This is a genomic window from Streptomyces sp. NPDC006655 (genome assembly GCF_040703965.1).
Lineage (GTDB): Bacteria > Actinomycetota > Actinomycetes > Streptomycetales > Streptomycetaceae > Streptomyces.
This window is the reverse complement of the sequence record NZ_JBEYJU010000064.1, coordinates 1-24449: the sequence shown is the minus strand read 5'-3', so window position 1 is coordinate 24449 and position 24449 is coordinate 1. Positions and strand designations below refer to the sequence as shown.

Sequence of the window (24449 nt, the reverse complement as noted above, 5' to 3'; positions counted from 1 at the left end):
GATGACGGGCCCGGACAGGGATGACGGCGGTTCAGCGACAGAGGACGCGGACGCCCAGGGCGTTACCGTGTTCGTCGGCCACGGGCGGGGCCCCGAGCCGGCGGCAGCCCATCGCACGCTCGGCTCCGGCCCTCGCGGTCGGCGGCGACGCGAATGGCCCGATGACGTCGGCGATGTCCCGCAGCCGGATCCGGTCCGTGTATCCGGAGCCGTCACGAACGGCCGTGAGCCGGTCCCGGGTGACCAGGCCGGTGCGCAGACCGTCCTCGTCGCAGACGACCAGATGACCTGTGCGGGCCGCGGTCATCACGCACAGTGCCACCTCCACGGTCATGTCCTCCCACACCTGCGGTCCGGCCGCGTCCGCGGGATCGGCGGCCGTCTGCACGGCGTTGGTACGTGTTGAGCGGAACTGCGTCTGGTCCAGCGTCAAAGGGTGCCTCCTGCGAAGTCGGGCGGGCTTCCTGACACGAAGGTTCTATGCCGCCGCACCGGTGGTGGACTGCCGTACGGCCGCGCTGCGGGCCGCCGAGACGGGGCGGCGCCGGCCGCGTGAGGTGGCGCCGCGCTTCTTGGGGCGTTCGACCACCGGTGCGGTGATGACGACCGGGGTGCCGGAGGGGGCCTGGGCGCCGGTGATGCGGTGCAGGGCCTCTTCGCCGACGCGGATCTGGGTGGTCTGCGGGACGATGCCGGCCGCTGCCATGAGGCGGGTCATGCCGCGGCGCTGGTTGGGGGTGACCAGGGTGACGACGCTGCCGGACTCTCCTGCACGGGCGGTACGGCCGCCGCGGTGGAGGTAGTCCTTGTGGTCGGTCGGCGGGTCGACATTGACGACGAGGTCGAGGTTGTCGACGTGGATGCCGCGCGCCGCGACGTTGGTCGCCACCAGCACGTTGACGTGTCCGTTCTTGAACTGTGCCAGCGTGCGGGTGCGCTGCGGCTGTGACTTCCCGCCGTGCAGGGCGGCGGCCCGTACCCCGCTGTTCAGGAGGTGTTCGGTGAGGCCGTCGACGGCGTGCTTGGTGTCGAGGAACATGATCACGCGGCCGTCGCGTGCGGCGATCTGGGTGGTGGCCGTGTGCTTGTCGGCAGCGTGAACGTGGAGCACGTGGTGCTCCATCGTCGTGACCGCTCCGGCCGAGGGGTCGACGGAGTGCACGACGGGGTCGCTGAGGTAGCGGCGCACGAGCAGATCGACGTTGCGGTCGAGAGTGGCGGAGAACAGCATGCGCTGGCCTTCGGGGCGGACCTGGTCGAGGAGGGCGGTGACCTGCGGCATGAAGCCCATGTCGGCCATCTGGTCGGCCTCGTCGAGGACGGTGATGGAAACCTGGTTCAGCCGGCAGTCGCCACGGTCGATGAGGTCTTTGAGGCGTCCTGGCGTGGCGACGACGATCTCGGCGCCGGCGCGCAGCGCGCTCGCCTGTCGGCCGATCGGCATTCCGCCCACCACCGTGGCCAGCCGCAGCCTCACGGAGCGGGCGTAAAGGGCGAGCGCGTCGGTGACCTGCTGTGCCAGTTCGCGCGTGGGTACGAGGATCAGCCCGAGCGGCTCCCTGGCTTCGGCGCGCTGCCCGGCGGTACGGGCCAGTAGCGCCAACCCGAAGGCGAGGGTCTTGCCGGAGCCGGTGCGGCCACGGCCCAGTACGTCCCGGCCGGCGAGGGAATTCGGCAGGGTCGCGGCCTGGATCGGGAAGGGTACGGTCACGCCTTCCGAACTGAGCGCGCCCAGCAGCGCCCCGGGCATGTCGAGATCGGCGAAGCACTCCACGGCGGGGAGCGCGGGAGTGATCGTCCTGGGCAGCGCGAACTCCCCCTGGACCGCCGCGGGCCGGCGGCCGTAACCACCGGAGCGGCTCGGGGCGCCGGAGCGGCTCCTGGCCGACGAGCCGAATCGGCTGCCGCCCTTTTGGGAGTCGGTACTGCCGTTACGGATGCGGCTGAAGCGGTCGTTCGTGCGTGTGCGGTTCATGCGGAACCTTCCTCGATGCGGCACATATCAAGGAATTCCCGCAGCGATCAGCAGCACAGAGAATTGCAAGAATGGACCGGTGGAATGCGACAGCGAATCTGACGGGCGCCCGCCGCGATGAAGCCATGAGGGGCGTGTACACCCCTGAAGGATGCTCCGTATGCGCTGAACCTACGGATTTCCTGGTTGTCGTCCGCAGGTGAAACCACTGCGGAAAACGCGAGTAGCTGGGGCCCGCACCCCGAAGGACGCGGGCCCCAGCTACAAGTACGCGACAGTCAGCGTCAGGCGAGAACGATGTTCTCGGCCGTCGGGCCCTTCTGGCCCTGCGCGATGTCGAAGGTCACCTTCTGGCCCTCGATCAGCTCACGGAAGCCCTGGGCGGCAATGTTCGAGTAGTGGGCGAACACGTCAGCGCCGCCACCGTCCTGCTCGATGAAGCCGAAGCCCTTTTCCGCGTTGAACCACTTGACAGTACCAGAAGCCATGTCATTTCTCCTTTGGGGCAGTGCATCGGGATCCGCACTGCACGGACCCCGTGTCGCCGCGATGATCACCCCGTCGGGAAAAAGACCGGATAACAAAAGTGCTCCGGTAGCACGGGCGCCACCGGAAGGACACTTGAAGTTTTGGGACCACAACTGCAACTGAGATCGACAGTAGCACGCCGAAGCGGCCCGTGTACGGTGAAGAATCCCACCCTGCTTAATGCGATAGAGAATCTGTCTGCCTGCCCCGTTGAAACCTCGGCTCGCGGGCACAGATTTTGCCCCAGCCGAAGCGCAACGTTTCGGGAAGTTTTGGGGGCGCGCCCAGCGTAAGGGCTGCTCCCCCAAGGGATGGTGCGGGTCACCCGCCCAGTCAAGCGCAAGCTCAAGATGTTGCAGTAGAGGCCGCAGGTGATTGACGGCTGCTTCGCAGAAACGGGACTGGGGTGCGGCGAAGCACCGCACCCCGTGCCGGACTCCCGCTAGTCACGGCTGCCGCCGGGGCCCCGACGAGTCCTTGACCTCACCATCACCGCCCTGTGGCCGGCCCGGCGGTGCTTGCGGGCGGTCGCGCGGTGAGGCACAACCCGCAGGACGTCGAGGAGCTTCCTCAATCGGCTTGCTTGCCGCGACACAGCACCGTCGGGGAGGCAATGAGCCTGATCCTGGCACGCCGATTCGCAGGGGCGGCGGGTCGGAGTGACGGGGAGGTAGGACCCCGGAGGGCACGGCAGCGAGCGGCGGGGGTCAGCCGGTGGCCGGGGCGGCGGCGTACTCCTCGTCGGTGACGGGGGTCAGCCAGTGCACGACGTCGTGGTCGGCGTCGCCCTCGTTGATGGCCAGGTGGACCATCAGCCGGTTCGGCGCCGCGCCGTGCCAGTGCTCCTCGTCGGCCTCGAACAGGACGCGGTCACCGGGCCGGATGACCTCGACCGGTCCGCCCCGGCGCTGGCACAGACCCACGCCCTCGGTGACGAACACGGTCTGGCCCAGGGGGTGACGGTGCCAGTGGGTGCGGGCGCCGGGCATGAAGTGGACCAGGTTCGCGGTGACCCGGGACGGGGCCGGGGCGGCGGCGACGGCGTCGATGTGGACATCGCCGGTGAACCAGTCGGCCGGGCCCCTCACGGTGTCGATCGAACTGCGGGTGATCTGCACGGTTACTCCTTCAGGCGCGGGACGGTGGGTCGGTCAGGGCTTGAGGAGCGCCTTGACGGCGCGGCGCTCGTCCATGGCCCGGTAGCCCTCGGCGACCTGCTCCAGGGGCAGGGTGAGGTCGAAGACCCGGCCGGGATCGATCGCTCCGGTCAGGACGCGGTCGATGAGGTCGGGCAGGTAGCGGCGCACCGGAGCGGGCCCGCCGCGCAGGCCGACGTGGGAGAAGAACAGTTCCTGCCCGTCGACGGCGACCTCGTGGGGAACCCCGACGAAGCCGACGTTGCCGCCGGGGCGCGCGGAGCGCAGGGCCTGTTCCATGGCCTGGGCGGTCCCGACGCACTCCAGCACGCTGTCGGCGCCGATTCCGCCGGTCATCTCCTTGATCCGTGCCACGCCCTCGTCGCCGCGCTCGGTGACGACGTCGGTGGCGCCGAACTCCCGGGCGAGCTTCTGCCGCGTCTCGTGCCGGCTCATGACGATGATGCGCTCCGCGCCCCTCTCCTTCGCCGCGATCACCCCGCACAGGCCGACCGCGCCGTCGCCGACGACCACGGCTGTGGAGCCTGGCTCGACCTCGGCGGCGTCGGCGGCCCACCAGCCGGTTCCCATCACGTCGGAGACGGCCAGCAGACCCGGCCAGAACCGCTCGTCGGGGATCTCGTCGGTGGCGACCAGGGTGCCCTGGGCGTTGGGGATGCGCACGTAGTCGGCCTGGCACGTGGACATGAACTCGCGGTGCAGGCAGTTCGACTGGAAGCCGTTCTTGCAGTTCGCGCAGGTGTTGTCCGAGGTGGCGAAGGAGCCGACGACGAACTGGCCCGGCCTGACCGAGGTGACATCCGAGCCGACCTCCTCGACGAAGCCGACGTACTCATGGCCCATGGGATGCGGGTCGCCGATCGGCTCCGCGCCCCGGTAGGGCCACAGGTCGGAGCCGCATACGCAGGTCACGGCCGTACGGATGACCGCATCGGCCGGTTGGAGGATCTTCGGGTCGTCCAGGGTCTCGAAACGGACGTCGCCGGGAGCATGGATCACTGCGCCGTGCATGAGAGGGATTCCTTTGCGTGCCGTGGTGTGCGGCCGCCGGAGTCCGGGGCCGCACCGAGTACAGGGGCCGGGTGCGCACTTCCCGCCCCGTCGGCCGAGGCGCTGTGACGGGGCGGGCGGAAAGCACCACACCATCCAGGTAACCCGCTCCCGGCGCGCGCAGCGAGGCACCGTCGAGAGGTGTACTGGCAGTACATCCCTATGGCAGCGGACGCGACGTACGGTCGAGAGCGTGGACAACCGAGCAGAGATCCGCGAGTTCCTCACCTCGCGGCGCGCGAAGATCACCCCCGAGCGGGCGGGCCTGCCCTCCGGCGCCCGCCGCCGGGTTCCCGGCCTGCGCCGCAGCGAGGTCGCCGCCCTGGCCGACGTGAGCGTGGAGTACTACGCCAAGCTGGAACGCGGCAACCTCGCCGGCGTCTCCCCGGCCGTCCTCGAAGCCGTCGCCCGCGCCCTCCGGCTCGACGACGCCGAGCGCTCCCACCTGCTGAACCTGGCCCAAGCCGCGGACGGCACCGACGCCCTGACCCGGCCACGCCGCCGCACCACGCGGGCCTGGTCACCGCACCGCAGCCTGCAGTGGGTGCTGGACGCCGTCACCGCCGGACCCGCGTTCGTACGCAACGGCCGCATGGACATCGTCGCCGTCAACCAGCTCACCCGCGCCTTCTACGACGACCTCTACGCCACACCTGGCAACCAGGCCAACCTGGCCCGCTTCCAGTTCCTCGACCCCGCCTCGCGCCGCTTCTACCCGGACTGGGAGCAGGCCGCCGACATGGCCGTCGCCATCCTGCGCACCGAAGCCGGCCGCAACCCCCACGACAAGGACCTCCACGACCTCGTCGGCGAGCTGTCCACCCGAAGCGACGACTTCCGCACCCGCTGGGGCGCCCACAACGTCCGTCACCACGGCACCGGCACCAAACGCTTCCACCACCACGCCGTCGGCGATCTCACCCTCGCCTTCGAGGGCCTGGAGATGACCGCCGAACCCGGCCTGAGCCTGACCGTCTACACCGCCGAACCCGGCTCACCCTCCGAAGAGGGACTGCGTCTGCTCGCCTCCTGGGCCGCCACTCAGGACGCCGGCTCTCCCACAGAGCAAGGAGCCGACTGACGTCGCCGGGTGAGGCCGGGGAGGGCGGGATCAGAGGGATCAGGACGGCGAGGCCCCCTGGCCGGCAAGGTCAGGCCGGGGGCGGGGGGGCGAAGAGGATGCGGGCGGTGATTCGTTTACCGGTCGGCTCCGGCACTACGGCAAGGTCGGCCGCAATGGCCTTCACGATCTCCAGGCCGTGCTGGCCCACCCTGTACGGGTCCGCCTGCCGCGCCGTCGGTATCTCGGGATGGCTGTCCCGGACCTCCACCTCCACCGCCTCGTCCGCCAGACGCAGCCGCAGCAGAACAGGGCCGGGCGCGTGCTTGCAGGCGTTGGTGACCAGCTCGCTGACCACGAGCTGCGTCACGGCCACGATGCGCCTCGACACCTTCGTACGACCGCCTGGACCGCGGGCTGCCGCCTTCCCGGTGAGGAACGCGGCAGCCAGGTCACGGGCCTCGGCGATGCAGGAGCCGTCTCCCGACAGCGTCAGGGTCTCCTCGACCGCGACTGGAATGGGTCCATGGCAACTCTGACGTTCCGGGTCCGCACCCATCCGACCTGTCACTCCCGCCCTGCTCGCGTACGTCGTCCGCCCGGACGGGTACCGCATCGGCGCGAGGTGTACCTGTGGCAGGGCCTTCCGAGAGCAATACCAGTACCATGGCCGAGCAGATCGTCGCCGAGGAAGTGCTGGGGTACGGCGTCACCGACACTTGCTGAGGGACCGTGACGGACAAGGACACACCGACAGCGGGCTCACGGCTGTCGATCCACCTGAGCCATCACCGCGGCGTCAGGGTGGTCACGGCGTGCGGCGAGATCGACTTCGACGGCGCTCCACAGCTGCTGGACGCCCTGACCGCTCATGACGCTGCCGCTCACGCGACGGTGCTGGATCTCAGCGACGTCACCTTCATGGACTCCAGCGGCGTCAACGCCCTCATCGCCGCTCATCACGCCGCGCAGCACCATGGCGGCCAGCTGCGGCTCGCGGCCCCCGGCCCCCACGTGTCGGAGATCTTCGGGATCGTCGGCCTCGCCGAGGTCATACCCTGCCACTCCACGCTGCGCGACGCCCTTGACGTCTGATCCGCATCAGAACGGCACCTCGGAATGGGTCAGCCGGTCGTGAGCATGCCCTCGCGCAGTCGGACCAGGCACCGGGACAGCAGACGGGAGACCTGCATCTGCGAGACTCCGAGGTGTTCGCCGATCTGAGCCTGGGTGAGTTCTTCGACGAAGCGCATGTGGATGAGCTTCCGGTCACGCTCGTCGAGTTCGGCGATCAACGGGGCGAGGGCGTGGAAGTCCTCCACGAGCTCCAGCGCCGCGTCCTCGGTACCGATGAAGTCCTGCAGGGCGCTTTCGCCGTCCTCGCTGCCGTTGATCGCGGCATCCAGGGACGAGGAGTTGTAGCCGTTCGAGGCGAGGCGGGCCTCGCGGACCTCGTCCTCGGGCAGGCTCATCAGCTCCGACAGCTCCTTGACCGTCGGATCACGGTCGAGACGGCTGCGCAGTTCCTCGGTCGCCTTGGCGAGCTGGACGCGGGCCTCCTGGAGACGCCGGGGCACGTGCACGGCCCAGGTGGTGTCCCGGAAGAACCGCTTGATCTCGCCCACGATGTACGGCACCGCGAAGGAGGTGAACTCCACCTCACGGGAGATCTCGAACCGGTCGATCGCCTTGATCAGGCCGATCATGCCGACCTGGACGATGTCCTCCATCTCCTCCGGGCCCCGGCTGCGGAACCGGCCGGCCGCATAGCGGACCAGGGACATGTTCATCTCGATCAGCGTGTTCCGGGCGTACTGGTAGTCGGCCGTGCCCTCCTCCATCACCGCCAACCGGTCGAAGAACAGCTTCGACAACTCGCGCGCGTCCTTGGGCGCCACCTGGGAGGGATCCGCGACCTCCGGCAAGTCGATCGTCCGAGTCCGCATCGCCGACGCGCTGCCTGCCATGCTGCTTCCCCTCCCACGGTTGGTCCCACCACTGCCGCCCACTGAAACGGCCGACGACGCTCCGCTTACCCCGTCATCCCGGGCTCACGCTCGTACTCTGGGTGAATCCAGGGGCGGGCTCGCCTGCTCCGGCTGCGCCGGTCAATTCCGTCGTCGCTCGTCGTCGTCAGGGCTGAGTCCGTGCACCGTGACCAGATCGGCGAGGCCTGAGAAGACGACGACGGGCTCCAGCAAGGACGTGACGACGAGTTCCAGCCGGTCGGCGTGGGCGAAGAGCACGCTCAGCCCGGCGCTGTCGAGGTATTCCACCGCGGTCAGGTCCAGGACGAGGGGTCCAGGCCTACCGGCCAGGGCGTCGGAGAGGGTGCCGGCGTTGCTCATGTCGATCTCGCCGCCGACCGTGAGGCTGGGCGTTCCGTCCGGTCGCCGGCCTGAGGTGAGCGTGAGCGGGGTGGTCATCGGGCGATCCTCATCTGCATGTCGACGGTGGTGCCGGTGGGGCCGGCGGTGACGGTCACGTGCTGCATCATGGCCCGCATCAGGATCATGCCCCTCCCGCGGTGGGTGTTGAGCTCGGGCTGGGGGACCTTCCACCGGCCGCTGTCGGCGACCGTGAGGCGCAGGTCGTCCACGAGAGCCTCGGCGCGCAGCCGGACGGCCTGCCCGGGGGCGTGCCGGTGGCCGTGCTCGATGGCGTTGGCGCACGCTTCCCCCGCGGCCACCAGGACGTTCTGCACGGTGTTCGGGGGCAGCTCGCACTGCGCGAGCCAGTTGCGCAACGCCTTGCGGACCGGCGCCAGCTGAGCGGACTCCGCGGGGAAGGACATCTCCAGCGGCGCCGGATGACGGTAGAGCAGCAGCGCCACGTCGTCGTCGTAACCGCCGGCCGGCGCGAGCCGCGCCATCACCTCCGTGGCGAGGTCGTCGACGGGCATGGCACGGCCGTGCTGCACGGCTTCGCCGGCCTGGTCGATCCCGGCGCTGAGCGGTCGGCGTCGTCGTTCCACGAGCCCGTCGGTGTACAGCAGCAGCGTGGACCGCGCGGGCAGGGTGCAGGCGGCCTCCGGGCGCTGCCCGCCCGGCCGCACCGCCAGGGGCAGGGAACGCCCCTCGTCCAGAAGCCGGTTGGTGCCGTCGGGGTACGCGAGGATACCCGGCGGATGTCCGGCGCTGGAGTACGTCAGCTCGCCCGTGCCCGGATCGAGGACACCGCAGAAGACGGTGGTGCACAAGGCTCCGGGGACGCTCGCGGCGAACTGGTCGAGGGCCATCAGCGTCCGGGACGGGCTGGAGTCCTGCAGCATCAGCGCGCGGCAGGCGCTGCGCAGCTGCCCCATGACGCTGGCCGCCTCCAGGCCCCGCCCGACGCAGTCGCCGACCACGATGCCGATCCGCCCGTCCGCCAGCGCCACGGTGTCGTACCAGTCGCCTCCCACCTCCAGCGGGCGGGTCGCGGGCTCGTAGCGCACGGCGAAGCCCTCGGGGAGCCGCGCCGGTCCCAGGATGGCGCGTTGCAGGGCGATCGCGGTCTCCCGCTGCTGGTCGATCTGGTGCGCCCGTACCAGGCCCTGGGTGAGGTGCCCGGCCAGCAGCGAGAGCAGGAACTGGTCCTCGGGGGTGAAGGGCCGTTGTTCCCCCAGGTCGATCCAGAGGGCCAGGGGGCCGTCGGGGTGCTCCAGCAGCACCCCGGCACCGCCACCGCTGTCCTCGGCGACCGGGGCCAGCGGTGCCTGGCGGCACAGTGCCACGAGCGCGTCCCGGCGCTCCACGGGGAGGTCCTCCCACTTCAGGTCCGCCTCCGGGGCCATGAGGGCCGGTACGTCGCCGCGCTCGAACAAGGCGGCCACCACGCTCCGTGCGCGCCACAGGCTCCTCAGCTCGGCGAGTGCACCCGACAGCGCCTCGGGCAGACTGGTCGCCCTGGACAGAGAGTTGCTCAGCGCGGCCAGTGCCGTCTCACGCTGGACGGCGTAGTGCTCCGCGGTGACGTCACGGAAGGTACCGACGGTGACCCGGCGTCCGGTCTCGGGGTCCTGGGCCTTGTTGTAGGTCACGGCCACCCACAGGCGATGGCCGTCACGATGGGTGACGGGAATCGTGTAGGAGCCCTGCGGGTTCTCCAGCAGGTCGGCGAAGGCGTCACCGACCTGACGGTGCGCCTCCGGGTCGGTGACGGCGTCCGGCCACCACGGCTGTAGCGGCGTGTACGGCAGCCCCTCGGTGCCGTAGCCGAGGATGTCGGTGAACGCGGTGTTGATCTCCACCACGGCCCCGGACTCGTCGCAGACGAAGAACGCCTCCTGCAGCGAGTCGATGAGCGCGGTCCGCCAACGGACGTGATGGCCGCGCAGCCGGGCCAGCTCGACGTTCGCGCGTACCCGGGCCAGAAGCTCGGCGGCGGCGAAGGGCTTGACCAGATAGTCGTCGGCGCCCGCCCGCAGCCCTTCGATCGACGCCTCCTCCCCCGCCCGGGCCGACAGCAGCACCACCGGCACCGAGGCGGTACGCGGGTCGCCGCGCAGCCTCGCCACCAGTTCGAGTCCGTTGAGCCGGGGCATCATCACGTCGCTGACCACGAGGTCCGGCAGGTGGCGGCGGACGGTGTGGAGAGCTTCCACACCGTCGGTGACGGTGGTGACCTCGTAGCCCGCCCCGGCCAGGACGCGCATGAGGTATTCGCGCATGTCGGCGTTGTCGTCCGCCACCAGCACCCGGGCGCCGGCGGCGGGTCCGGTGCCCGGCGTGATCGCGTCGGCCTCGGGCCGCACCTCCGAGCCCCCGTCCATCGGGCCGGTGCCGCTCTCCGGCAGCCAGCGCAGGGCCTCCTGGACGTAGGGGTCGGCACTCACGGAGGCCGTGGTGCCGCCTGCTTCAAGCACCACGGCCTCCGCGGGCAGATGGGCGGTCCCGAACGGCAACCGGACACTGAAGGTGGTGCCCTCCCCCTCCTGGCTGCTGGCCGTGATGGTCCCGCCGTGCAGACCGACGAGTTCCCGCACCAGAGCCAGCCCGATGCCGCTGCCCTCGTTCGAGCGGGAGCGGGCGTTCTCGATGCGGTGGAAACGCTCGAACAGCCGGGGCATCTCGGGCTCGGGGACACCGATGCCGGTGTCGGCGACGGTGACCTCGGCATGCCCGCCGATCCGGCGCACGCCGACCCGGACCGAGCCGTCGAAGGTGAACTTCAGCGCGTTGCTCAGCAGGTTGAGGATCACCTTCTCCCACATCCCGCGGTCCACGTACACCGGCTGGTCCAGGGAGGGGCAGTCCACGTCGAAGGCGAGCCCGGCCTTCTCCATCGCCGACCGGAAGACGCTGGCCAGCTCCGCGGTGACGACGGCCAGGTCCACCGGTTCGTAGCGGGCCTGCATGCGGCCGGCCTCGATCCGGGAGAAGTCCAGCAGCGTGTTGACCAGCTTGCCCATGCGCAGGCCGTTGCGGCGGACAACGTCGAGGTCCCGCCGTACGTGCTCCTCGGCGTCGGCGAGCCGGGTCCGCAGTTCCTCGACGGGCCCCATGATCAGGGTCAGCGGGGTCCGGAACTCGTGGCTGATGTTGGAGAAGAAGACGGTTTTGGCCCGGTCCAGTTCGGCCAGTTCCTCGGCCCGCCGCTGCTGCGCCTCGTAGCTGCGGGCGCTGCCGATGCCGGAGGCGATGTGCCCGGCGGTCAGCTCGACGAACCCGCGGTAGCCCTCGTCCAGCCGGCGGTAGCGGTTGAGGGCCGCCACCAGGAAGCCGTAGGGAGCGCTGCCCTGCTGCAGGAGCGGGACCACGAGCGCCTCGACGGGCGGTTCGGGCCAGTCCCCGGCCGGCAGGCCGGCGAAGGCCTCGGCCGGCAGCGGTACCAGGGCCGACTCCCCTCCGGCCGGCACCACGACGGGCCACGCGCTGTCCGGGTCGTCGGCCCGCATGACGGCCGGCGCGGCCGGATGGCCGGCGGCGATGCCGGTGGCACCGGCCAGCCGTGCGGTGGTTCCGTCGAACAGATAGGTCAGGGTGAAGGGCAGATCTCTTCGGTTGCGGTCCAGTTGCCGGTCGGCGAAGGCCAGCACCTCCTGCTCGGTGCGAATCACGCTCGGGTCCGATCCCAGGTCGCGCAGCGTGGCCATGCGCCGCTCGCCGATCACCCGGTCGGTGTCCTCGCTGACCACGCAGAGCATGCCCACGACGGCTCCGGCGTCGTCGCGCAGCGGGCTGTAGGAGAAGGTGTGGTAGGTCTCCTCGCTGTACCCGGAGCGTTCCAGGAACAGCAGGAGGCCCTCGTCCCAGGTGGCCTCGCCGGTGGTGAGCACGGCGTCGATGCGCGGGCCGATGTCGTCCCAGATCTCGGCCCACACCTCGTTCGCGGGCCGGCCCAGGGCCCATGGGTACTTCCGGCCGAGCGTGTCGCGCCGGTACGCGGCGTTGCAGAAGAAGGTCAGTTGCTCGCCCCAGGCCATCCACATGGGGAACCGGGAGGACAGCAGGATACTGACGGCCGTCTGCAGACTCTGCGGCCACTGCCGGGGTGGACCCAGGGGCGTGGCCGCCCAGTTCACCTTCGCGAGTTCCCCGCCCACCTCGCGGTCGGCGGCGAACACCTCGCCGTCGCTCGCCGCCGGGCGCGGCCTGTGTCCGGCCTGATCCGAACGCTCCACTCGGTACCCGTCCCCTCTTGCCTGCCCGCCGCCGGACCGCCCCGTCGCCCTGGCGCACGCGGACACCTCCCGGTCGTGCGCCTATCTCTCTGCCCCAAAAGCTTCACCCGACGCCGAAGGACGCGCTCCCCTCTGCCAGGTCTGATCCGGGCACATCAGGGCACTCGTGCTGCGGCGAGCTCACGCCCGCACACTCCGTCGAGAACCGAGGTGAACCATGACGCACGACCTGACCCCGAAGTACACGGTGCCCGGCATCGAGCGTGAGGCGGCCGGCCGGCTGATCGGTCTGCTCCGCCTCCGCCTGCACGCGCTCAACGACCTGCACCTGACGCTCAAGCACGTGCACTGGAACGTGGTCGGGCCGCACTTCATCGCCGTGCACGAGATGATCGACCCGCAGGTGGACCGGGTCCGGGACATGGCGGACGACGTGGCGGAGCGCATCGCCGCGCTCGGCGGCGTCGCACAGGGCACGCCGGGCGCACTCGTCGCCGACCGCACCTGGGACGACTACTCCATCGGCCGGGCCGACGCGATCGCCCATCTCGGCGCGCTCGACCTCGTCTACACCGGAGTGATCGAGGCGGTGCGCGCCGCGATCAAGGAGGCGGGCGACCTCGACACCGCCACCGAGGACCTGCTCATCGAGCAGCTGCGCGACCTGGAGCAGTTCCAGTGGTTCGTGCGGGCCCACCTGGAGAGCGCGGGCGGCACCCTCGCCACCGGTCAGGCCCGGACGGAGGAGGAAGCCGCGGCCAAGGGCGCCGAGCTGGGCTGAGAATCCTCGGGCCGATGTGCTTCGGCGGGCGGCTGTGGCTGCTGCCGCTCAAGGCGCGCGCCAGGCTCACCTCAGCCGGAACGTCCCGGGTCGGCCCGGTGCCGACCGCGCGCCGCGAGTCCGTTCGGTCGCCCTGCCCCGGGGGCGAGGAAGCCGGCGACGGTCAGGGCGGCCGCTCGTCCCACCGGCGGTTCGCGGCCAGCACGTCTTCCGCGTCGGTGAGGCGGTCCAGGCCCTGGACGGCACGGGAGGTGCGCTGGTTGGCGGCGAGCAGCGTGCGGTGGCGGTGGACGAAGGACCAGTAACCGGTGGTGTAGGGGCAGGCCCGCTCCCCGGTGCGGTCGCCGGGCCGGTAGGCGCAGCCGCCGCACAGGTCGCTCATGCGGTGGATGTACGCCCCGCCGGAGGTGTACGGCTTGGTGGTCATCCGGCCGCCGTCGGCGTACTGGGACATGCCGGTGACGTTGGGCAGCATCACCCAGTCGTATCCGTCGACGAAGCAGCGGTGGAACCAGTCGGTGACGGCCCGCGGGTCCCAGCCGCGCTGGAGGGCGAAGCTGCCGAGGACCATCAGCCTGGGGATGTGGTGCGTCCAGCCGGTGTCGCGGACCTGGGCGAGCACGGTGGCCATGCAGCGGGCGGTGACGGCGTCGGCGTCCAGGTCCAGGAACCATGCGGGCGGCTGGACGCGGTGATCCAGGGCGTTGTGGTGCCGGTACTCCTCGCCGAAGTACCAGTAGAGCTGCCAGACGTACTCGCGCCAGCCCGCGATCTGCCGGACGAAGCCCTCGACGCTGTTGACGGGCGCCCGGCCGGCGTGCCAGGCGTCCTCGGCGGCGGTGACCACCTCGAGCGGGTCGAGCAGCCCGAGGTTCAGGGACGAGGACAACAGGCTGTGGCTCATCACCGGGTCGGCGGCGAGCATGGCGTCCTCGTGCGCACCGAAGCCGGTCAGCCGGTGCTCGGTGAAGCGGCGCAGCGCGCGTCAGGGCTGGTGGCAGGCGCTTGCCCTGACGAACCGGAGCTCGTCCGATGGTCTCCTATTATCGTTCATCGGGTCGTCCGGAGACGAGATGGAGGCTGTGGAGGGTGTTCTCGGTGCAGGTCGGACCGACGGCGCCGGCGTCTGTGCTCACTCTGCGCGGCGAACTCGACCATGAAAGCGCCGTACAACTGCGGGAGGCCGCCGACCAGGTGCTGAGCGAGGCGCCCCGACCGCCACTGGTGGTGGTCGACTGCACCGGGCTCACGTTCTGCGACTCCTCGGGGATCAGCTGCCTCATCCGGATCCACCAGCGGCTTTCCGAGCAGGGCGGCGTGCTGCGACTGGCCGCCGTGCCATCCTCCGTCGCGCGTGTGTTCGCCCTGACAGGGCTGGGTCAGGTGATCGGGGTATACGGCACCCTGCACCATGCCGTGAGCGCCAGCTGCACGGTTCGAGAGCCTGGCGGCGAGGACAGTCCCTCGCTGCGTTCGGCGAATGGAAGGTAGCGGGCGATGACGCACGTTTCGGAACAACGGCCCGCACCTGGTCTCTCCCGGGACAACGACGCGCCCGACCCGGGGGACGCCGAGCGCGATCTACGGGTCCTGTTCGGCCAGTCCACGGCCGTGTTCGCCTCGCTGGCCGGTCCGGCGCACATGGTGGAAGCGGCCAACCCGGCCTTCTTCACGGCGATCGGCGGCGAGACGCGCGCCCGCACCGGGGTGCCGCTGGGGCAGCTGATGCCGGAACTGGCCGACCAGGGCTTCATCGGCCTGCTCGATCGCGTCTTCCGCACCGGTGAGCGGCACGTCGGCCGCAGCACCCGTGTCGTGCTGGGTACCGGCCCGGATGCGCGGGAGGCGTTCTTCGACTTCACCTACGAGCCCCGGCCGGACGCGGGCGGCAACGTCATCGGCGTACGCGTCATCGGTGTGGAGACCACGCAGCTGATGCACGCCCAGCGGCTGACGGCCGAGCACCGGGTGCTGCTGGAGCAGATCGCCCGCCAGGCCCCGCTGGAGCAGGTACTGGACGGCATGGCCCGCGCCATCGAGGACCTCACGCCCGAGGAGGTGCTCGTCTCCGTCCTGCTCGCCGACGCCGACGGCAGACACCTGCGCCACGGCGCCGCACCGAGCCTGCCGGACTTCTACAACCAGGCCATCGACGGCATCGCCACCGGCGAAGGGGTCGGCTCCTGCGGCACCGCCGCCCACCGCCGCGCGCCGGTCATCGTCACCGACATCTCCACCGACCCGTTCTGGGACGACTTCCGTGATCTCGCGGACCGGGCACGGCTGGCGGCCTGCTGGTCCACTCCCATCCTCGCCCGCGACGGCTCGCTGCTGGGCACGTTCGCCATGTACCACCGCACCCCGCGTGCGCCGCAGGAAGCCGATCTGGTTCTGGCGAGGGTGTTCGCGGACACCGCGGCTCTGGCCATCGAACGCCGCCAGGCCGAGGAGGCGCGGCGAGCCGCCGAGGCGAAGGAGAAGGCCGCCCGGGCGGACCTCGCCTTCCTGCTGGAGGCCAGCACACTCCTGACCGCCGACCTGGATCACACCCAGACCCTGCAACGTCTGGCCGCCTTGTGCGCGCCCAGACTCGCGCCGCTGTGCGCCGTCGACGTCATCGAGGCCGGCCGGGTGCGCCGCATCGCCACCGCGGCCCCCACGGCGGACGAGGACGCACTCCTCGCCTCCCACATCCCGGTCTACGACGCCGGCGACGACGCGGTCGCCCGCGTCCTGGCCTCCGGCCTGAGCGAGGTCGCCCGCCGCACCCCCACCGGCCCCGGCCCCTGGCACGACCTCAAGGTCACGGGCTACCTCTGCGTGCCCCTGCTCGACCGCGGCCGCGCCTTCGGCACTCTCACCCTGCTCACCACCAGCGGCGAGAACAGCTTCGACGGACACACCGTCGCACTCGCCGAGGAACTCGCCCGCCGCGCCGCCTCAGCCGCCCTCAACGCCCGCCAGTACACCCAACGCGTCGCTCTCGCCCGCGATCTCCAGGCCGGTCTCCTCCCGCCCGAGGTACCCGCCCTGCGCGACACCCGGATCGCGACCTACTACCACCCCGCGGGCGAGGGGCTGGAGATCGGCGGCGATTTCTACGACGTCTTTCCACTCGGCGACGGCAGCTGGGCGTTCATGCTCGGGGACGTCTGCGGGCGCGGCGCCACCGCCGCCACCACGACCGCCCTCGTCCGGCACACCGCCCGGGCCGTCGCCCCCTTGCTGCCCGGCCCCGAGGCCGTCGTCCAGGCGATCAACAAAGCCCTGCTCGACCGCCCCCACAGCCACGGCACCGGCTTCGTGACTCTCGTCTACGGCCATCTCGCGCCGGTCCCCGACGGCGGCCTCGACATCACCCTCGTCCGCGCCGGTCACACCCTCCCCCTCCACATCACCAGCGCTCACGCTCCTCACCCCGTCCCGTGCGAGGGCCCGCTGCTCGGCGTCACCCCGCACCTCGAACTCGTCCCGCACCGTCTGCACCTTCGCCCCACCGAGAGCCTGCTGCTCTACACGGACGGGATCACCGAAGCCCGAAACGATCACGGGGAGCAGTTCGGCGAGGACCGCCTAACTCAGGCTCTGGTCACGCAGCACCACACCAGCCCTGAAACGATCATCGATGCCGTCACCCGGGCGGTGCAGGCGTTCACGGGTTCCACGGGCATGGACGACGATCAAGCAGCTCTGGTCCTGACCGCCACACCGGTCGGCCCGTGAGTGGACACCACTCGGCCGCAATCAAGAACCATGGAACACCAGGGACCCACTCCCATGATCAGCATCCTCAGTGACCGGACACCGGACGATCAGCGCCCTACGCCAGGCTGGCGCTACCGCGCCGCCTGGGGCACCACCGGCCCGCCCATAGCCGATGCCCGCCTGGCCGTGCGTTCGCTTCTGGCGCGGGCGGGACACCATCCCCACGAGCGGACGAGCCAGGACGCCCAGCTCGTCGTCAGTGAACTCGTGACGAACGCCGTCCGTCACGCACCCGGCCCGGGTGAACTCCTGCTGGAGGTCATTCCGGCCGCGGCTCGACTGCGGATCTCCGTGCGGGACAGTTCCCCACACCCGCCGCGTCTCCGGGCGCCCGCCGCCGACCGCGTCGGCGGCCACGGCCTGCACCTCGTCACCCGGTTGTGCGACCAGGTGCAGACCATCACCCTGGACCCCGGAAAATGGGTCGTTGCCCACCTTCATCTGCACAAGCCTGAGAACTGACCAGCCGGGCCCCGGGCAGATGGCAGGCCTCACAGAGATTATTCGTCCAGGCAGTCGTGGCCGCAGGCGTATCCGTGCAACGGTGGGGGAGACAAAGAGACCGGTCGGCATCTCTCGGTGTCGGTCTTTGGGGAGTTCGGGCGTTGCCCCCATCCCGGGCACCCGGCCCCCCGCCATCGTCGTCCACCTCTCACAAGAGGTGTTTCGTCTTTGGGCTCACCAACCCCCGGAAGGGGGCCGCCCGCATGAACATCGCCACCACGATCGACGGCACCTCCGCACGTCTGTCGATCTGCGGAGAGATCGACTTCGACACCCTGCCCTCGCTGCGCGCCGTCGTCGACACACTGCCGCCGCAGGTGACCGACCTGTACTGGGACCTGACTCGCACGCCCTTCATGGACGTCGCCGGCCTCCACCTCCTCTTCACCCCCACCACGAGCAGCGGCCCGGAGCGCCGGGCGACCGTGACGGGGCTGGGCAAGCAGCCGCTGTCGCTGCTGCTCATGGCGGCCGACGTGAACCCCTCCCTCTTCGACCTCTCTCGTCTTCTGCCCGACGTACCCCCGACCGCCAGGTGATCAAGTTTTCCGAAGCCGACTGCGGCGACGGCGGTTGATTCGACGACGGAACTTCCGGTGTCCCGAGGAACGCTCGACTGTCAAGGCGTTGCGACGAGGACGCGGACGTCCCACGGGCCCAGGTCCACTTCCGCGCCGGCCGGTACGTCGTCGCCGTTCAGGACGTCGGACAGGTGCACCGGGGAGGGGACCCGGACGGGCTCCCAGCTCCAGTTGTGGACGACGTGGACGTGCCGCCCGTCCGGCGAGGTCCCGGTCGTGACGGTCACGGTCTCGGGGAGGTCCCGCCAGCCGCCGCGCGGGTCCGGCGCCACCCAGGCCGCCAGCGACCGGGCGAGGTCACGGCCGGGGACCGTGCCCACGCAGGTGACCCGGCCGGCGCCGTGTGCGCGGGTGGTGACGGCGGGCCAGCGCCCGAAGTGCGGGTGCTCGTAGGAGGCCAGCGCCTCGGCGTCGACGGGCGTGAGGCACTCGACCCAGTGCGTCGCCGTCGCTTCGGCGGTCACGTCGAGGGGGGCGCCGGGGACACCGCGGACCGGTACGGGCCCCGCCAGGTTGCTGAACTCGTCGTAGCGCACACCGGCGGCCTCGGCGAGACGGCCGGGTGCCGTTTCGTGCCGGGCGCGGGCCTCGTGGTCGGCGTATCCGGTGCGGGGGCCCAGCACGAGGTGGCCGCCGGCGTGCGCGTAGGAGGTGAGCCAGTCCAGGGCGGCGTCGGTGGCGATGTACAGGGCCGGGACGACCAGCACGGGGTGACGGCGGGCGGCCTCCTCCGGTGCCGTGTCCTCGGCCAGTTGCGCGACGTGCACGATGCGCACCTGGCGGCCCGCGTCGAAGGCGCCCCGGTAGAAGGGGTCGAAGATGCGGTGGTAGGCGGCGGGGTCCGGTTCGCCGCTGGGCTTGGCCAGTGGCGGGTACTTCTGCATCAGCCACTTGCTCGGCGTCGAGTAGACCATCGTGATGTCGGCGTCCGGCTCGATTCCCGCGACGAGCGGCCCGGCTTTCTCGAACTCGGCGCCCAGGCGGGCGATTTCGGCATAGGTGCGGCCGGGCCGCCCGCTGTGGGGCAGGACACCGCCCCAGTAGGTCTCGGCGCCGAAGCGCAGGGTCTGCCACTGCCAGTACTCGATCATCCGGGCGCCCCGGGCGACGTGCGCCCACGCCGTCTGGCGCCACTGGCCGTCGTAACCGGGACGGTTGTCCCAGCAGTAGCCGATGGAGTTCGCGTTGGTCTCGGTGACCAGGAAGGGCTCCTGGCGGGAGGAGTACATCCAGTCCGCGGTCTGGTACATCGACCAGACCCCGGTGGTCTTCCAAGCCTGTTCGTGCTCGTCGGGGGTGGGGTCGGGCAGCAGGAGGCCGTCCTGCATGTCGTAGTACGGATTGCCGGCGGCGATGTCGAGCCGGGCGGCCAGTTCGTCGTCCGCGACGCCCTGGCGGGTGTAGGAGATGCAGGTGGTGACGAAGTGCTCGGGGCTCGCGTACTCGCGGACGAGGTCGGCCTGCCAGCCGATGAACTCGGTGACCTGCCGGGCCTGGAACTTCCGCCAGGCGACGTCGTACTGGGGTTGTTCGTTGCCGTCCGGGGTCCACAGGTCGGACCAGTCGGACAGCCGGTGCGACCAGTAGACCAGGCCCCACTCGCGGTTGAGGGTCTCGACGTCGCCGTACGTGGCACGCAGGTGGTCGACGAAGCGCCGGAAGACACCGCGGTTGTGGAAGAGGTGCAGGCCGGGTTCGTTGTCGACCTGCCAGCCGATGACCGCCGGGTGGCCGGCGTACCGGGCGACGATCTTCCGGATGATCCGCTCCGCGTGGAAGCGGAACGCCGGGTGGGTGAAGTCCACCTCCTGGCGCGCGCCCCAGCCGATGCGCTCGCCGGTGCGCCGCTCCCCCGTGATCTCCGGGTACTGGCGGGCCAGCCACGGCGGCACCGCGTAGGTGGGGGTGCCGAGGATGACGGAGATGCCGCGCTCGTGGGCGCCGTCGAGGACCGGCTGGAGCCAGTCGAGGTCGAAGCGGCCGTTCTCGGGCTCCCAGGTGGACCAGACCGACTCGCCGACCCGGATCACGGTGAAGTGGGCCTCGGCCATCAGGTCCAGATCGGTCTTCAGCCGTTCGTCGGGCTGAAGTTGAGGGTCATAGGCGGGGGTGTACTCGTGGTAGTACGCGGCACCGAACAGGACGCGGGCGGGCAGATCCGCCATGGAGGAACCTCCGAGGAATGGTGGGGCCAGGCCCGGCGGCGTACCTCAGCGGACCCGCCACGTCCACGCTGCGCGCTGCACCGGAACTCCCGCCCCGTCCTGCGGCTCGCCTCATGGTGACTCCGGATGTCCGTGACCGGTACTGGGCCCGGGTGCGTCTGACTGCGCTGACATGTCTACGCAGTCAAAGTCCACCGGTCAAGCGCCCGAAACAGGTTCGCAACCTCGGCGGGATGGCCGCTTCCGCGAACACGCCCCCCCACGCAGTCGGCCGAAGCCGAACCCCCGCCCGGCCGGACGCCGCCCGCAATTCGTCAACCCACTAGACGAAATCCTGTGAGGGCCATTGACGATTGCCACGGGATTCCTATCATTCCAGAGTGTCCGAAACTCCGAGTGACGTTCACAATTTCGAACACGCCCGCGTTCCGCTCAGCGCACCCCGGTATACACCCACCCCCCCCGTCGCAAGGTCGCTGAATCCTTCCGGAGTTCACCATGCGCCCAGCTATGTCATGCCCATGCCCAGGATGGCGAAGGCTCGTCTGCGGACACGCCCGAAGGGGCCTCTTACGCGCGGCGACCAGGGCGGCTGCCTGCGTGGCAGCGCTGTCCGCCGCCTTGGTGGCCGCACTGGTCTCACCGGCCCCGGCCGCCGCCGTCGGCGCGGGCCCGTGTGACCTCTACGCCTCGGGCGGCACCCCGTGCATCGCCGCGCACAGCACCGTGCGCGCCCTGTACGGCGCGTACAGCGGCCCCCTCTACCAGGTCAGGCGCGCGTCCGACAGCGCCACCAGGAACATCGGCGTCACCGCCGCCGGCGGACCGGCCGACGCCGCGGCCCAGGACTCGTTCTGCGCGGGCACGACCTGCGTCGTCACCTGGGTCTACGACCAGTCGGGGCACGGCAACAACCTGGGCTATCAGGGACCGGGCGGCGTCGGCGGGTCCGACACGGCGGCGAAGGCCACCAGCGAGTCGCTGACCGTCGGCGGCGGCAGGGCCTACTCCCTGTACATCAACCCCGGCAACAGCTACTGGCGCGACGGCCACCTGACGGGCGTCCCCACCGGCAGCGCTCCGGAGGGGATGTACATGGTCACCAGCGGCACGCACGTCAACAGCGGCTGCTGCTTCGACTACGGCAACAGCGAGACCACCCGCAAGGCGGACGGCCCGGGTGCGATGGATGCCATCAACTTCAGCAAGTCGTGCTGGTTCGGCGGGTGTTCCGGATCCGGGCCATGGGTGCAGGCGGATCTCGAGTGGGGCCTGTTCCCGGGTGGCAGCACCTCCTGGAACGCCAACCAGCGTGCCTTCACCAGCAAGTTCGTCACCGCGATGCTGAAGAACAACGGCACCTCCCGGTTCGCGATCAAGGGCGGCAACGCGCAGTCCGGCGGTCTGAACACGCTGTACGCGGGTTCGCTGCCCAGTGGTTACAGCCCCATGAAGAAACAGGGCGCCATCATCCTCGGCAGCGGCGGGGACTGCTGCAACGGCAACACCAACCTCAGCGCCGGCACCTTCTACGAGGGCGCCATCACCGCCGGCTACCCCTCCGACGCGACGGACGACGCCGTACAGGCCGACATCACCGCGGCCGGATACCGCTGAGCCCCCGACGGTCGCCCGCCTTCCGCGAGTTGATCGAGCGACAGCGATGCGAAGGAGTGATGTGATGCAGAAAGCGAAGTTATGGCCCACCGTGGTCGCGACCCTGCTCGCCCTGGTCGCGACCACCGCGGCCACGGCCCCGGACCACGGCGGCGGGCAGCGTCCCACCCCGACGCCCGCCCGCGCCGCCGCGACGACAGCCGGGTGCGGCAAGGCCCCCGGGCTGGCAAGCGGCACCCACACCCTTCAGGTCAACGGCAAGAGCCGCAGCTACATCCTCAAGGTGCCGGACGCCTACGACCGCAACCACGCCTACCGGTTGATCTTCGGCTTCCACTGGCTCGGCGGCACCGCCACCGACGTGGCGACGGGCCGCACCGTGGAGAACGGCACCTGGGCGTACTACGGGCTGCAACGGCTGGCGAACAACACCGCCGTCTTCGTCGCACCCCAGGGCCTCAACAACGGCTGGGCCAACAACGGCGGTGAGGACGTCGCCCTCACCGACGCCGTGCTCGCCCAGATCGAGAACGCCCTGTGCGTCGACACCACCCGGCGCTTCTCCGTCGGCTTCAGCTACGGCGCCGCCATGACCTACGCGCTGGCCTGTGCGCGGCCCACGGTGTTCCGCGCGGTCGCGGTCCAGTCCGGTGGACAGCTCAGCGGCTGTGCCGGCGGCACCCAGCCCGTCGCCTACCTGGGCGTGCACGGCGTCCGCGACTCGGTCCTCGGCATCTCGGGCGGACGTGCCCTGCGCGACCGGTTCGTCAGGAACAACGGCTGCGCGGCGCAGAACCCGCCCGAGCCCGCCCAGGGCAGCCTGGCACACCGCGTCACCGCCTACACCGGCTGCTCGGCCGGGCACCCCGTCGAATGGGCCGCGTTCGACGAGGGCCACATCGCGGCGCCCCAGGACGGCGCGGGCGGCGACAGCGGCTCCAGGACCTGGGTGCCGAACGAGATCTGGAAGTTCTTCACCCAGTTCTGATCCCCCGTCCGGCGCCCGCCGGGCCACACCCCCCACCATCGAAGGAGTCCACCGATGTCCCTACGGCCACGGTCCCGCACCCTGCGGCACACGCTGTTCGCCACCGGAGCGGCCGCCGCGCTCAGCGTCGGCCTGCTCACCGGAACGGCCCCGGCCGCGCCGGCCGCTCCCGCCGCCACCTCCCTGCCGTGCGACCTGTACGCCGCCGGCGGCACCCCCTGCGTGGCGGCCCACAGCACCACTCGCGCGCTGTACGCCTCCTACAACGGGCCGCTCTACCAGGTACGGCGGGCATCCGACAACGCCACTCGCGACATCGGCGTCCTCAGCGCCGGAGGCGTCGCCAACGCCGCCGCCCAGGACTCCTTCTGCGCCGGCACCACCTGTCTCATCACCGTGATCTACGACCAGTCCGGCCGCAACAACCGCCTCACCCAGGCACCCCCCGGCGGTTTCTCCGGCCCCGCCGCGGGCGGCTACGACAACCTCGCCAACGCCACCGCGGCACCCACCACCCTCGCCGGCCACAAGGCCTACGGCGTCTACGTCGCACCCGGCACCGGGTACCGCAACAACAGCACCAACGGAGTCGCCAAGGGTGATCAGCCGGAGGGCATGTACGCCGTCCTGGACGGCACGCACTACAACGGCGGCTGCTGCTTCGACTACGGCAACGCCGAGACCAACAGCCGGGACAACGGCAACGGCACCATGGAGGCCATCTACTTCGGCAACATCAAGGTCTGGGGCTACGGCAGCGGCAACGGCCCCTGGATCATGGCCGACCTGGAGAACGGCCTGTTCTCCGGCGTCAACCAGCACTACAACGCGAACGACCCCTCCATCAGCAACCGCTACCTCACCGCCGTCATCAAGGGCGGCGCCAACAAGTGGGCCATCCGCGGCGGCAACGCCCAGTCCGGCTCCCTGTCCACCTTCTACAACGGGGTCCGCCCCAACGTCTCCGGCTACAACCCCATGAAGAAGGAGGGCGCCATCATCCTCGGCATCGGCGGCGACAACAGCCACGGCGCCGCGGGCACCTTCTACGAAGGCGTCATGACCTCCGGCTACCCGTCGGACGCCACCGAGAACGCCGTACAGTCCAACATCAACGCCGCGGGCTACGGCAGGTAGCCCCGATTGCTCCACTCGTGGGTACCGGGCCCCCGATCGGCCGTACGGAGGCCGATCGGGCGGCCCCTCTTCGGACCGCAGCCGCAAGGATGACCGGTGACTCGCCTCAAAGGCGCGGATGGCCCGCAGCGTCTGGAGAAGCAAACCCGTGACTGTTCTCAACGAACCGGAGCACCCGGCTCCCGACTACTACGAGAGTGAAGTGCCGCTCCGCGGGCGGCAGCCGGGAAACGTCGTCGTCAAGTGGCTGACCACCACCGACCACAAGACCATCGGCACGCTGTATCTGACCACGTCGTTCGCGTTCTTCCTGATCGGCGGTGTCATGGCGCTGCTCATGCGCGCCGAACTCGCCCGGCCGGGTCTGCAGATCCTCTCCAAGGAGCAGTACAACCAGGCGTTCACGATGCACGGCACGGTCATGCTGCTGATGTTCGCGACCCCGCTGTTCGCCGGCTTCACGAACTGGATCATGCCGCTCCAGATCGGCGCGCCGGACGTCGCCTTCCCGCGGCTGAACATGTTCGCCTACTGGCT

General features: G+C 70.5%; 19 protein-coding genes and 3 pseudogenes. 11 read left to right on the top strand and 11 right to left on the bottom strand.

Features of this window, described 5'->3' with window-relative positions; all coding sequences use genetic code 11:
- Positions 1–31: 31 nt before the first annotated feature.
- The 5 genes from AB0958_RS30260 to AB0958_RS30240 form a co-directional block, all read right to left on the bottom strand.
- Positions 32–433 (bottom strand): CBS domain-containing protein, encoded by a 402-nt coding sequence (locus tag AB0958_RS30260; RefSeq protein WP_366893653.1) that lies wholly within the window; start codon positions 431–433, stop codon positions 32–34.
- 45 nt (positions 434–478) lie between these two features.
- Complete coding sequence (locus tag AB0958_RS30255) at positions 479–1975, bottom strand: DEAD/DEAH box helicase (protein WP_366893652.1); 1497 nt, start codon at positions 1973–1975, stop codon at positions 479–481.
- A gap of 284 nt (positions 1976–2259) precedes the next feature.
- Positions 2260–2463: a cold-shock protein gene (locus tag AB0958_RS30250; protein ID WP_043505040.1), complete on the bottom strand. Its 204-nt coding sequence runs from the start codon at positions 2461–2463 to the stop codon at positions 2260–2262.
- 747 nt (positions 2464–3210) lie between these two features.
- On the bottom strand, positions 3211–3621 hold the full coding sequence (locus AB0958_RS30245; protein WP_366893651.1) for a cupin domain-containing protein: 411 nt from the start codon (positions 3619–3621) through the stop codon (positions 3211–3213).
- 33 nt (positions 3622–3654) lie between these two features.
- The gene (locus AB0958_RS30240) at positions 3655–4671 is read right to left on the bottom strand and encodes a zinc-dependent alcohol dehydrogenase family protein (protein ID WP_366893650.1); all 1017 of its coding nucleotides are present in this window, start codon (positions 4669–4671) and stop codon (positions 3655–3657) included.
- Positions 4672–4903: 232 nt separating this feature from the next.
- On the opposite strand from AB0958_RS30240, the gene AB0958_RS30235 reads away from it, so the two are divergent.
- Positions 4904–5791: a helix-turn-helix transcriptional regulator gene (locus AB0958_RS30235; RefSeq protein WP_366893649.1), complete on the top strand. Its 888-nt coding sequence runs from the start codon at positions 4904–4906 to the stop codon at positions 5789–5791.
- Between the two features lie 70 nt (positions 5792–5861).
- Here AB0958_RS30235 and AB0958_RS30230 read toward each other — a convergent pair whose 3' ends face one another.
- Positions 5862–6329: an ATP-binding protein gene (locus AB0958_RS30230; RefSeq protein WP_366893648.1), complete on the bottom strand. Its 468-nt coding sequence runs from the start codon at positions 6327–6329 to the stop codon at positions 5862–5864.
- 173 nt (positions 6330–6502) lie between these two features.
- Between AB0958_RS30230 and AB0958_RS30225 the strand changes: the two genes are divergently transcribed.
- Positions 6503–6865, top strand: a complete 363-nt coding sequence (locus AB0958_RS30225) for an STAS domain-containing protein (protein WP_366893647.1) — start codon at positions 6503–6505, stop codon at positions 6863–6865.
- A gap of 29 nt (positions 6866–6894) precedes the next feature.
- Here the strand turns inward: AB0958_RS30225 and AB0958_RS30220 are convergent, their stop codons facing one another.
- From AB0958_RS30220 to AB0958_RS30210, 3 genes are all read right to left on the bottom strand, one after another.
- Positions 6895–7737: an RNA polymerase sigma factor SigF gene (locus tag AB0958_RS30220; RefSeq protein ID WP_366893646.1), complete on the bottom strand. Its 843-nt coding sequence runs from the start codon at positions 7735–7737 to the stop codon at positions 6895–6897.
- A gap of 141 nt (positions 7738–7878) precedes the next feature.
- Positions 7879–8196, bottom strand: a complete 318-nt coding sequence (locus tag AB0958_RS30215; RefSeq protein ID WP_366893645.1) for an STAS domain-containing protein — start codon at positions 8194–8196, stop codon at positions 7879–7881.
- Positions 8193–12374: a SpoIIE family protein phosphatase gene (locus AB0958_RS30210; RefSeq protein WP_366893644.1), complete on the bottom strand. Its 4182-nt coding sequence runs from the start codon at positions 12372–12374 to the stop codon at positions 8193–8195. The genes AB0958_RS30215 and AB0958_RS30210 overlap by 4 nt, the downstream gene beginning before the upstream one ends.
- A 217-nt stretch (positions 12375–12591) precedes the next feature.
- On the opposite strand from AB0958_RS30210, the gene dps reads away from it, so the two are divergent.
- Complete coding sequence (dps, locus tag AB0958_RS30205) at positions 12592–13155, top strand: DNA starvation/stationary phase protection protein Dps (RefSeq protein ID WP_366893643.1); 564 nt, start codon at positions 12592–12594, stop codon at positions 13153–13155.
- Positions 13156–13318: 163 nt separating this feature from the next.
- Here dps and AB0958_RS30200 read toward each other — a convergent pair.
- Positions 13319–14137, bottom strand: a pseudogene (locus tag AB0958_RS30200) (cryptochrome/photolyase family protein); the annotation flags it as partial.
- Positions 14138–14244: 107 nt separating this feature from the next.
- Between AB0958_RS30200 and AB0958_RS30195 the strand changes: the two are divergent.
- The 4 genes from AB0958_RS30195 (at position 14245) to AB0958_RS30180 (ending at position 17963) form a co-directional block, all read left to right on the top strand.
- On the top strand, positions 14245–14646 hold the full coding sequence (locus tag AB0958_RS30195) for an STAS domain-containing protein (protein ID WP_366893642.1): 402 nt from the start codon (positions 14245–14247) through the stop codon (positions 14644–14646).
- Between the two features lie 6 nt (positions 14647–14652).
- Positions 14653–16878, top strand: a complete 2226-nt coding sequence (locus tag AB0958_RS30190; RefSeq protein ID WP_366893641.1) for a SpoIIE family protein phosphatase — start codon at positions 14653–14655, stop codon at positions 16876–16878.
- A 54-nt stretch (positions 16879–16932) separates the two neighbouring features.
- Positions 16933–17382: an ATP-binding protein gene (locus tag AB0958_RS30185; protein WP_366893640.1), complete on the top strand. Its 450-nt coding sequence runs from the start codon at positions 16933–16935 to the stop codon at positions 17380–17382.
- Between the two features lie 245 nt (positions 17383–17627).
- Positions 17628–17963 carry a hypothetical protein gene (locus tag AB0958_RS30180; RefSeq protein ID WP_366893639.1) on the top strand — a complete coding sequence of 112 codons (336 nt, stop codon included), beginning with the start codon at positions 17628–17630 and terminating at the stop codon, positions 17961–17963.
- Positions 17964–18043: 80 nt separating this feature from the next.
- Here the strand turns inward: AB0958_RS30180 and AB0958_RS30175 are convergent, their stop codons facing one another.
- Positions 18044–20170, bottom strand: a complete 2127-nt coding sequence (locus AB0958_RS30175) for a beta-galactosidase (RefSeq protein WP_366893638.1) — start codon at positions 20168–20170, stop codon at positions 18044–18046.
- Positions 20171–20833: 663 nt separating this feature from the next.
- Between AB0958_RS30175 and AB0958_RS30170 the strand changes: the two are divergent.
- From AB0958_RS30170 to AB0958_RS30155, 4 genes and pseudogenes are all read left to right on the top strand, one after another.
- A pseudogene (locus AB0958_RS30170) lies at positions 20834–21787 on the top strand (arabinofuranosidase catalytic domain-containing protein); the annotation flags it as partial.
- A gap of 64 nt (positions 21788–21851) precedes the next feature.
- Positions 21852–22775 (top strand): hydrolase, encoded by a 924-nt coding sequence (locus tag AB0958_RS30165; protein WP_366893637.1) that lies wholly within the window; start codon positions 21852–21854, stop codon positions 22773–22775.
- 54 nt (positions 22776–22829) lie between these two features.
- Positions 22830–23903: pseudogene (locus AB0958_RS30160) on the top strand (arabinofuranosidase catalytic domain-containing protein); the annotation flags it as partial.
- Positions 23904–24060: 157 nt separating this feature from the next.
- On the top strand, positions 24061–24449 hold a 389-nt coding region (locus AB0958_RS30155), incomplete at its 3' end, for a cbb3-type cytochrome c oxidase subunit I (RefSeq protein ID WP_366893636.1).